Here is a 10593-nt window from a genome sequence, read left to right as displayed (position 1 = left end):
GGGCTGCCCATCCGGGGGCGGGGATGCCGATGGCGCTGATGTCGGGCTGGATCGCAGCGGATTGTGCCGATCATGACATGGCGGAAGCCTGCGCATCATGACAGCGTCGGGGGGGCGGCATCCACTGGTGGCAGCACTTGTCTCGCAGGGAATGCGCCGAGGCATCCGACGCGGTTTCAATGCGGTTCGGCTGTCAGGAGACGCAGAGGCTCTACGACATCGAGGACCTCTTGTCGTTTGCGCGAACCATCCGGGGTGGTGGGATCCAGCAGTTTTTGCGTGGTTGCAGCATCATTTTTTTGGCTACTGTCACGGTTATGGGCCGATGGAAGCAGCGGCGCTGCGCCGGTATCCGCTTTTGGAAAAGGCCGGTCTGATCTCTCTCGATCCGAATGATGCGCAGTCGCTCCGACGGTTTATCCGTATTGCTCGCGATGTGTTGGAGCAGGGCAATGTCCTGTGGATCACCCCTCAGGGAGAGTTTGCCGACAGCCGGGACCGACCCATTCGTCTTCAGGCGGGATTTGCACATCTTGTGCGGCATGTTCCCTCGGCTCGACTTGTGCCGCTGGCGATCGAATATCCGTTCTGGAACGAGAGCCAGCCGGAGCTTCTGCTCAGGTTTGGGGCGCCGATGCCTGTGGGAATCGGGGAGGGTGTGCGATCTGTGACGTCGCGCATGGAGGAAGCCCTGACGCAAACGATGGATGCGCTGGCGCAGGACGCCTGCACGCGGGATGCGTCACGCTTTACAACGTTCACGCAGGGGCAAGCGGGGATTGGCGGGCTTTACGATATCGGGCGCAGGGTTCGACAGTGGGCGCGCCGGGAAAGTTTTCAGCCACGGCATGATCCATGACCCGGAAGCTTGAGAAACTGGCGTTTGCGGCGGCGCTTCTGCCCTTTGTCATGACGCTGCTCAATCTGGGACGATTGCGCAGGCTTCCCGGGCTCTCTCGGTGCGGACCGGTTTCCGTCCTCATCCCCGCGCGTGATGAGGAGGAGACCATTCGAGAGGCAATCGAGACGGTTCTGGCCAGTAAGGGAGTAGAGCTGGAGCTGATCGTGCTCGACGATCATTCAAGCGACAGGACGCTGGATATTCTGCGAGCCTGCAATGATCCGCGACTACGCGTGTTGCAGGCGCCTGATTTGCCGGAAGGCTGGTGTGGAAAGACGCATGCCTGTGCGCTGCTTGCAGAAGCGGCGCGGCATGAGTTGATGCTGTTCGTGGATGCTGATGTGCGGCTGCGGCCCGATGCGCTGGGGAGGCTTTCCGCTCTGATGTTGGCGCGGCCTGATATTGCGTTTCTCAGTGGCGTCCCCCGGCAGGTGACGCGGACCTTTCTGGAATGGCTGCTGCTGCCCTTCATCCATGTCCTGCTGCTGGGATATCTGCCGATGGTGTTCGATAGCGGGCAGAAACCCGCCTTGGCTGCGGCCTGTGGTCAGCTCATTCTGGTCAGGCGCAGCGCTTACCATTTTAGCGGAGGACATGCGGCCATCCGCAACCGGCTGCATGACGGGCTTGCATTGGCACGACAGTTTCGGACTTGCGGGTTTAAGACGATGTTATTTGACGCGTCGGACATCGCGTCGTGTCGTATGTATCACCGGGCATCGGATGTCTGGAACGGACTCCTGAAAAACGCGACGGAAGGAATGGCGACGCCTCGGGGACTGCCAGTCTGGACCGTGTTGCTGGGGGGCGCGCAGATCATTCCGTTTCTGCTACCTACAACACGAGTGTCGCGGCTGGCGGCTGGGATGACGCTCCTGACGCGAGGGCTGATCTCGTATCGTTTCCGGCAGGGCTGGGGCACAGTTGTGCTGGCGCCGCTCGGAACGGCGCTCTTGCTCATGATTCAATGGCAGGCGCTGGTTTGCGGATATCTGGGGCATGCGCCGCGCTGGCGCGGACGATCTTATCCACGGAGATCTGTATGATGAAATTTCCTCTGACATTCTCCCTGTTGCTGCTGCCCGGGATTGTGCAGGCTGCGTCACTGGATGTGACAGTGACGAACATTCCCGATGCAACGGGAAATATTCGTGTGGCTGTATGTACAAAAGCGGAGTTTCTGCAGCCGGATTGCGGATATCATGCGGTCCTGCCGTCCCGGCTGGGACAGGTTAGCGTGACGTTCCCGGATGTTCAGCCTGGAGTTTATGCGATTCAGGTCTTTCAGGACCGCAATGGCAACCAGAAGCTGGATCAGAATTTTCTGGGGATGCCGAAAGAGCCGTTGGGTTTTTCGCGCAATCCGCCAATGCATTTCGGACCGCCCCGGTTTGCCGATGCAGCGTTTTCCTTTGGAAGCCAGAACAGTGCTGTGTCCGTGGCGCTGAGAACGAAATAGGAGTTCGGACTGATGACGCTGCCCGATGATACGGTCGCACGACTGAAACAGGCAGCAGAGCATTGGGAGGCGGTGCCGATGACAACTCGGCTGCGTCTGGTCAGACGTTTCCGTCGGCTTTTGCGCGGCAGGTGGCGCATGTTACCCAGTCTGTTTCCCGCACGACCGGCAGTCGAGACATGGACGGCCGAGCTGTTACCTTTGCTGGCAGCGTGCAGGTTTCTTGAACGAAACGCAAAAAAAATCCTGCGAGCACGCAAAGCAGGAGTGTGGAGGCGGCCGCTGTGGCTGCCGGGTGTGACGTCGCGAGTGGAACGGCGGCCTTACGGGACGGTTCTGATCCTTGCCCCGGGGAATTACCCGCTGATGCTGCCGGGGATCCAACTTTTGCAGGCTCTGGTGGCGGGCAATATGGTGGCTCTAAAACCTGCTCCCGGAGGCGAGGCGGCAGCCCGTTTGCTGGTTAAGCTGCTGGTACGAGCGGGATTTCCTCCTGCGGTGTGCATAATTCTGCCGACGGATTCAGGGGCGGAGGCAGTCGCTGCGGGCTTTGATCTGATCGTACTGACGGGATCGGCGCAGACGGGGCGGCAAGTGCTTCAGGATGCCGCCCAAACCTTGACGCCAACGATTATGGAGCTGTCAGGTGTGGACCCTGTGTTTGTGTTGCCGGGGGCTGATCTGGCTCATGTGGCGCGTCGGCTTGCTTATGGGGTCCGTTTGAATAACGGCGCGACATGTATTGCGCCGCATCGGGTTTTTGTCCGCCACGAAGACAAGGCAGCACTTCTGGCATCGCTGAGGTTCACGCTAGCGCAAAAAGCACCTCTGTTATGCGACAGTGCTGGCCAAGCGCGGCTTAGGGCACTGACGGAACGGATAGAGGCGGCGGGTGGCCGTGTAGAGATGGTGGGGGATGTGACCATATTCACGCAGGTGGAGGAACTGCATCGCCTCCTGGATACGGACATTTTCATGCCTTGGCTGGCGCTGACGGGTATCTCGGATATCGAGGAAGCCATGATGCTGGAGAAGAGTATGTCATATGCGCTGGGAGCAAGTATTTTCGGGCCGGTGCCGGAGGCCAGCCGGTTGGCACGACGGCTTCGCTCGGGCTCGGTGTGTATCAACGACCTGATCGTGCCCACTGCAGATCCAAGACTGCCTTTCGGAGGAGCAGGCGCAAGCGGCTACGGAGTAACGCGTGGGCCCGAGGGATTGTTGGCGCTGACGCGACCTGTGGCGACGTCTGTTCGCACCTAGGTCACGTTGCCAGCAGACCTGTCCGTCCGGGACAGGATCAGGTCTTGTGTCAACACAACCCAGATCCCTAACAGACCTTATGGGGCTTTGGGTAATGCAAAGGCTACGACTTCATCGCTGTTGCGCGTTTTTAGGCCGCCGTGGCCACCTACAGCCAGCACAACATATTGCCGCCCGTCTTCACCCATATAGGTCAGCGGCGTGGCATTGCCGCCGGCATCCAGTTCCGTTTTGAACAGTGTGTGACCGTCGTGTCCGTCGAGAACATGGAAGCTTTGATCGGCCAGAGCGCCTATGAACACCAGACCATTCGGCGTGGTTACGCTGCCGCCCATGGAGAAGACACTGGTGGGGAGGCCAACGGGCATCCGCAGCATGTTCGTCGGGCCAACATTCTTCGTTGTGCCCAGAGCCCGCTCCCAGATGACCCGACGGTGAACAAGATCAATGGCCTGCATTTTGCCCCAGGGCGGTGCGAGGCAAGGGGCACCAAACGGGCCAAGCCAAGGCTTCACGACGGCCGCGAAGGGCAGGCCATGCTGGGGATTGTTCGTGAAAACAGGTTCTGGATAAGGCTGTGCCCAGTCATGCCAGGATTTGTAGAGCCCTTTGGCAAGAGCTTTTTCCTGCGGCACCAGCGTCATCAGGAACGGAATGAAGGTGGTGTTGATATACATGACACCGTGCGTCGGATCGACGGTGCCGCCATACCAGTCTGCCACACCATCAAACGCTGGAAACCCCACGGTGCCCTGCTGGCTCGGCGGTGTGAAGAGGCCCTTGTCCCGCATGGAGCGGAAGGCAATGCGGCAGAACATCTGATCATACGGGGTTGCGCCCCACATGTCGTCTTCTGTCAGATTAGGGCGGCGCAGATTGGGCATATCGACGGAGAGTGGCTGCGTCGGCGAATAGTGCTCGCCCGGCGTGTCCCCGGCGGGTACGGGTGTTTCCTGAACGCGATAGAATGGGGCTCCGGTTCGACGGTCCAGCACGAAGAGTTCGCCCTGCTTGGTTGTTTGTACCAGCGCGGGCGTCAGGGTGCCGTGGGTATCTGGCAGATCCACCAGAGATGGGCCGACCGGGAGGTCAAAATCCCACAGATCATGATGAACGGTCTGGAAATGCCAGCGCTCCTCGCCCGTCGTGATATCCAAGGCGACAAGGGAGCTGTCATATTTCTCGTCAAAGCTCCGGCGCTTGCCACCGAAATAGTCAGGCGTGGCAATCCCGAGCGGGACGTAAACCATGTTCAGCCCGGCATCGGCCGTATAGACGCCCCAGCCATTGGCGGTGCCGCGGGTAAAGACTTCGTCGGGATCCAGCGGTTTGTTGGTTGGTGTACGGCCCATGTCCCAGGCCCAGGCCAGTTGGCCCGTAATGGCATCAAAGCCACGAATGACGCCGGAGGGCTCGCCAACCGTCTGATCATCATAGACCCAGCCACTCGTCATGATGCGGTTATGCAGCACCATGGGGGGGGAGGTGATGAAGTGAAAGCCGGGTGGAATAGCTCCCATCCCACGCCGGAGATCCACAACGCCATGATCGCCAAAACTCTCGCAGAGTTTTCCCGTGTCGGCATCGATTTCAAATAGGGTTGGAGGGGAGCTGGAATTTGTTGAGACGATGCGATGGGCGCAATCCGTTCCCGGCGCATTGACGTAGGAAACGCCACGGCAGGCCTGATAGATGTTCTTGCCGAATTCCCCACCCGGCGAATATCGCCAGATTTCCTTTCCGGATGTTGCATCCAGCGCCACGACATCTCGGTGTGGCGTGCAGAAAAACAGCCGGTTGCCGATCTTGATGGGGGTTGCTTCAAAGCTGAATTCCCGCCCGCGGGAGTTCTCGCCCGCGCGTGGCAGATCCTTGCTGTGATAGACCCACGCCACTTTCAGATCATGAGCGTTGGCGGCATTGATCTGGGTGGGCATAGCAAAGCGGTCTCCGGCTGGAGAGCCACCATAGAACTGCCAGTCATTGGCAGCCTGCTGGTCCGCGCCCGGAAGGGTCGCACCGGTCTCACCGGGGAACGGATTGAACTGGTGGTCGCGCGAGGCAGTAATGTGCCAGCCGCAGGCGAACACAAAGACAAAGAGTGCCGCGCAGAAGGCCATGCCGCCTGCCACAACGGGTTTGCCGAAGGAGCGACGCTCCGTGCCTTGGAGTAGTCGCCCTGTAATCCAGGGGCTGAACACCCACAGGCCCATCCCCGCTGGCAGGGCAAGAGGCGGGAGAAGGCGCCAGCCATCAAGGCCTACGCGCCCCAATGCCCAGACAAGCGTATAAAGCAGGAGAGCGGCATAAACTGCGGAAGCACCGGGGTGAAGCCGGATCATCAGAATGCCGGACGCCACCATGAGGACGCCTGCGACGGCGTAGTAGAAAGAGCCTCCCAGCCCAATCAGCCAGAAACCGGGCAAGGCCAGACCCAGGCCGAGCAGAACGAGTAAGATGCCAGTCACAAGGGGCAGGAACGAACTGCGTCGAGGCGTGGGCGGCATGGATTTTTCCTTTGGGGTAACCGAAAGGATTAATCCCGCATGGGGGAGGACAGTTTCCTAAAAAAGAAAATAGGGCGTTCTTTCAGGACCGGCCTCCTGAGGCCTATTCCGTCTTGTTCTGAAAAGAGGTCAAAGATCTAACAAGCTCTACCTAGGTTTATTCGGCATACTGCCAACCTCCACCCAGTGCGCGGTAAAGGGCAACAAGTGCGGTCTCAGTTCGCGTTCGGCTAATGGAAAGGGCAGACTGGCTGGAAAGCAGAGCTGCCTGTGTTGCCACGACGTTCAGATAATCCGACGCGCCTTGCCGGTAACGCTCATGCGCGGCGTTGAAGGCGGCCTTGTTCTGAAGAAGTGCCTGTTGCGTCAGATTATAAGTTGACTGTGCCTTGGTATAGGCCGTCATGGCATCGTCGACTTCGCGCCAGGCATTCAAAACCGTGTTGTGCCAGCTCAGGATGGCTTCACGTTGCGCGGCCTTGCGGAACTGGAGCGTAGAGATCAGCCGTCCACCTTCGAAAACAGGAATATTGAGGGTAGGACCAACGCTGAACTGCTTTGCCGGCAGCGAAAAGAAATCAGAAGCGGAAAAGGACTCCGTTCCCATATTCCCGGCGAGCGTGATGTCCGGATAAAAGGCCGCCGTGGCAACACCGACTTCTGCGGTCGCAGCATGGAGACGTGCTTCGGCCTCAAGGATGTCCGGACGACGACGTGTCAGATCTGATGGAAAACCCACGGGAACGTGGGCCGGGAGGGGCGGCTGGACAGAGGATGGCCTCAATTCGGCCTCAAGGGCGCGGGGGGGCTCTGCCAAAAGCAGACCAATAGCATTGATGAGAGCTGCTTCGGAGTTTTCAAGTCCGGGTAAATCAGCGTTCATGCTGGCAAGCTGTGCAGAGGCCTGTGAGACGTCCAGAGTCGTGGCAACGCCATTGGCGAAACGATCTTTCACCAGATTCAGGCTGCGTCGGGCCAGTGCGATATTCGATTTGAGAATGGCTTGTTGCTGCTGGACGCCACGCAGTTGCATGTAACTAGTCGCCAGGTCGCTAACTGCAGCGAGCGCTGTGGCGCGGCGGGCCGCAAACATGGCTGTTTCGTTGGCACGTTGCGCTTCAACGCTGCGGCGAATGGTACCGAATAGATCCAGATCCCAACTGGTGCTCAGGACGTTTTCGTAAAGATTGAAATTCATGCTCGAACCGGGTCGTGGTTCCGCGAGCGAAAAAATACCTTCAGAACTGAGCTGGCGGTAGGCGTAGGAGCCGGACCAGTTGGCCTGTGGCAGACCCGCGGATGCGGCAGCTCTCATCTGTGACCGGGCCTCGCTGATGCGCTCTGCGGCGATCTGCAGACTGAGGTTCTGTTTTCCGAGCCGGCTGGTGAGGCTGGTCAGTTCGGGATCATGGAAATTTTGCCACCAGTGCGTGTCGACAGCACCCGCATAGGTCTGACTGGCACTCTGGGGTTCAGGCCCCCAACTGGCGGGAGTATTCATGGTCGGGCGATGAAAGTCCGGCCCCATGGTGCAGGCCGAAAGTACGAGGCTTCCGGTCAGCAATGCGGAAATGGAATGGCGCTTCATGGCGCCGCAGCAAATGTTGGGGAAGATAGGGAAGTCGTAACGCTTTTCGGGCTTTGAAGCTGTTCGACGGTGACATTGTCGAGGTTGGTATCCACCGTGGTCTCTACGGAAAAGCCAAGACGCAGCAGACGGGCCAGCGGCTGGTTCGGCGCAAGGATAATCTTGACCGGCAGCCGCTGGACGATCTTGGTGAAGTTTCCGGTCGCGTTTTCCGGCGCAATGGGGGCGAAGACAGCGCCCGAGGCAGGGGGAATGCTGTCCACGATCCCATCCAGAGTCACGTCGTAGGCATCCACATGAATTTTGACAGCTTGACCTGGACGCATGTGACGGAGCGCGAGCTCACGGTAGTTGGCGCGGATCCAGATCTGGTCGAGCGGGACGAGCGCCATAAGAGCGGCACCTGGAGCAACATAATTTCCGGTCTGGACGCTGCGTTCGCCGATCATACCGTCTTCCAGCGCGCGGACTTTGGTATAGGACAGGTTCAGTTCGGCCTGACGGACGTGGGCACGGTCCATATCCACGGTCGCCAGTGCAGATTTGTGTCGGGCCTGAAGGACAGGGATCTGGGCGCGTGCGGCGGCAATGCGTGCTTCAAGGGACTGGAGTGTTGCCTCCATTTCGCGCAGGCTCGCTGCGGACTGCTGATGTTCCTGCGTCGAACCGGCACCCGTACGGGCCAGGTTGGTATATCGCTGGTCATTCTGACGGGCAAAAACGAGCTGGGCACGGATGCGGGCGGCTTCCCCGACATTTTCATCGATAATGGAGGGCTGGCGTGACACGCTGGCTGCGGCGTCCTGCACGAGTGCTTCGTCCCGGGCAAGCGTCGCACGGCTCTGATCCAGTGTGGTCTGGTAATCGTGGGGGTCCAGTTCGACAAGAACCTGTCCGGCTTTCACGGGCTGGTTGTCTGTGACATCAACAGCGATCACTTGTCCGGCGATCCGGGGGGCAACGACGGTATAATGGGCTGTCACATAGGCATCGTCGGTCCAGACATGGCGGTTGGGTACAAAAATAATGGCCAGAACGACAGCGATGAAAATGAGGATGACAAGACCCCCACCAATGAACAGCCAGCGGGTAATGATTTGGTGTTTGCGGTCCTGCTTTTTTTTCTGTTCCTCTTCCCGAGTATCCTGGGAAGACTTGTCGTGCTGGTCTGCCATCCTGCGGCAATTCCTTTCATGTCCTGCCGTATGCAGGATGGCTTCGGGAGTTATTTCGACTGAAACACGATACGGGGGGGATAGGTTCGAACGGGAAGGACGCAGACCCAGATCATCAGAAAAACCACGAGACCCCCGAGCACGACCCAGTCATCGCTGAACGTCAACGTTGCGGTCTGTCGGGCCATCTGGGCATGCAAGGCGCCCATACTGCCGGGAGAGGCAGCCTGGCCGGAGGGCGTGAGAGGAGCAGGCCGTTGCAGAACAGGGTTTGTGCCCTGCACGAGGCTGTAACGAACCTGCCCGAGGTGGTCAGCAATCCGATCAGAGTGAAGCGAGCCTCGTTCGCGGTGCATGAGTTGAAGCAACCAGATGCCTACGGCTTCTGCAACCGCCCGCGGTGTGTTGACCATGGCAGAGGCAAATGGTCCCTCCGAAGGATCGAGTGTGTTGGTGGACATCATCAGCAGAGGCATGACAATCATCGCGTTGCCAATGCCCTGTAACGCCTGCCAAAGATAGAACTGGTCACGGTTCCAGTTCGAGGTAAGGAAGAAATCGCCGATGCACGCCGTCAGAATGCAGGCCATGCCGATAAAGCTGACAATGCGGGAATCTACCCAGGTTTTGTTCAGAACGACCGCCATCAGAGGAAGCATGACGAGTTGTATGGTCGCGATTTCCAGTGTGACAGGATAGATCTGTTCCGGACGATAACCAGCGGCGGATTGCAAAAAGGATGCTGGCAACGTGGATGAGGAAAGAGAAATGACAACAAAGGTCAGCAGGGTGGTCGCGCCGTAGGCAAAGTTGCGGCGACCAAGCAGCTGGAACCTGAACAGTGGAAGTGGGTGAAACCACTCGTTTAGAACGAAAAGCGGAATACAGACGAGGCTTGTCAGCCCGAGCACGCAGATAAAAGGACTGTTGAACCAGTCCATCCAGTCGCCCATCTGGAGCATGATCGAGAAAGAGCCCATTCCAAAGACAATCAGAAGGAAACCTTTCCAGTCGAACTTCCAAAACCGCTCATGTTTTGGCGGATCGACCGGCATGCCGTACCACAACAGCAGGAAAGACAGGGTGCAGAGCGGAATCGACTGCCAGAAGACGAAACGCCAGTCCACGAGATCCGTCCATAATCCGGCGAATGCCATGCTGAGATTGGGAAAGAAAGTTGCGGTCAGGGCATATGCGGCCAGACCGTAAAGCCGTATGGGCGGCGCGAGAACCCGCAAGGCTATGGTCATGAGAAGAGGAACAGTAAATCCTCCTGCCAGCCCCTGAAAAACACGCAGGATGTAGAGTAGGGACAGGGTGGAGGTGAACGGAATAAGGCTGGACGACAGGACAGCGAGAAGCGCTACAAAAAACGAAAACCGTCGCAAAGTCAGTGTTACGGCAAGCCAGGGTGAGACCGACATCCCGATGATTTCGGCGGTAATGTACAAACTCGAGAACCAGCGCTGGGAGTCCAGACTCAACCCCAGAGCACCCGCGATATCAGGAAGCGCCTGAGCCGAGACCTGTTCGTTCAGTTCTGTAGCGAAAGAGAGGGCGATGATGCCGGCAAGCCCGAACAATGACCTTTGCTGTGGCGTCATGCAGATGATCGGGCAGGAAAAAAGTGCATCATTCCTCGGGTCATGCAAGCACAGTCAAAGCATTTTAGACCGGATTCAGCAATTCCCGGCATAAGG

8 protein-coding genes are annotated in these 10593 nt (G+C 58.6%); 4 read left to right on the top strand and 4 right to left on the bottom strand.

Annotated elements, in window-relative coordinates:
- Window positions 1-97 precede the first annotated feature (97 nt).
- The 4 genes from KP702_RS08400 to KP702_RS08385 are packed head-to-tail and all read left to right on the top strand — an operon-like array spanning window position 98 to window position 3623.
- The gene (locus tag KP702_RS08400; protein ID WP_234931106.1) at window positions 98-859 is read left to right on the top strand and encodes a lysophospholipid acyltransferase family protein; all 762 of its coding nucleotides are present in this window, start codon (window positions 98-100) and stop codon (window positions 857-859) included.
- Entirely contained in the window at window positions 856-1947 is a 1092-nt protein-coding gene (locus KP702_RS08395) for a glycosyltransferase family 2 protein (RefSeq protein ID WP_023942417.1), read from the top strand. Before KP702_RS08400 ends, KP702_RS08395 begins: the two co-directional genes overlap by 4 nt.
- Window positions 1944-2360, top strand: coding sequence for a DUF2141 domain-containing protein (locus KP702_RS08390; protein WP_175266154.1), 417 nt, complete (start codon window positions 1944-1946; stop codon window positions 2358-2360). The genes KP702_RS08395 and KP702_RS08390 overlap by 4 nt, the downstream gene beginning before the upstream one ends.
- 12 nt (window positions 2361-2372) lie before the next feature.
- Entirely contained in the window at window positions 2373-3623 is a 1251-nt protein-coding gene (locus KP702_RS08385; RefSeq protein WP_215768771.1) for an aldehyde dehydrogenase family protein, read from the top strand.
- A gap of 77 nt (window positions 3624-3700) precedes the next feature.
- Here KP702_RS08385 and KP702_RS08380 read toward each other — a convergent pair whose 3' ends face one another.
- The 4 genes from KP702_RS08380 to KP702_RS08365 all read right to left on the bottom strand — a co-directional run bounded on the left by KP702_RS08380 (window position 3701) and on the right by KP702_RS08365 (window position 10497).
- Entirely contained in the window at window positions 3701-6130 is a 2430-nt protein-coding gene (locus tag KP702_RS08380; protein ID WP_215768770.1) for a membrane-bound PQQ-dependent dehydrogenase, glucose/quinate/shikimate family, read from the bottom strand.
- A gap of 157 nt (window positions 6131-6287) precedes the next feature.
- The gene (locus tag KP702_RS08375; RefSeq protein ID WP_215768769.1) at window positions 6288-7718 is read right to left on the bottom strand and encodes an efflux transporter outer membrane subunit; all 1431 of its coding nucleotides are present in this window, start codon (window positions 7716-7718) and stop codon (window positions 6288-6290) included.
- Window positions 7715-8893 carry an HlyD family secretion protein gene (locus KP702_RS08370; RefSeq protein WP_215768768.1) on the bottom strand — a complete coding sequence of 393 codons (1179 nt, stop codon included), beginning with the start codon at window positions 8891-8893 and terminating at the stop codon, window positions 7715-7717. The genes KP702_RS08375 and KP702_RS08370 overlap by 4 nt, the downstream gene beginning before the upstream one ends.
- Before the next feature lie 50 nt (window positions 8894-8943).
- Window positions 8944-10497, bottom strand: coding sequence for an MFS transporter (locus KP702_RS08365; protein WP_211569117.1), 1554 nt, complete (start codon window positions 10495-10497; stop codon window positions 8944-8946).
- Window positions 10498-10593 lie beyond the last annotated feature (96 nt).

Source organism: Gluconobacter sp. P5B12, assembly GCF_018812035.1.
GTDB lineage: Bacteria > Pseudomonadota > Alphaproteobacteria > Acetobacterales > Acetobacteraceae > Gluconobacter.
Note: the sequence above shows the minus strand (reverse complement) of the source record. Positions and strands in the feature narration are given on the sequence as shown.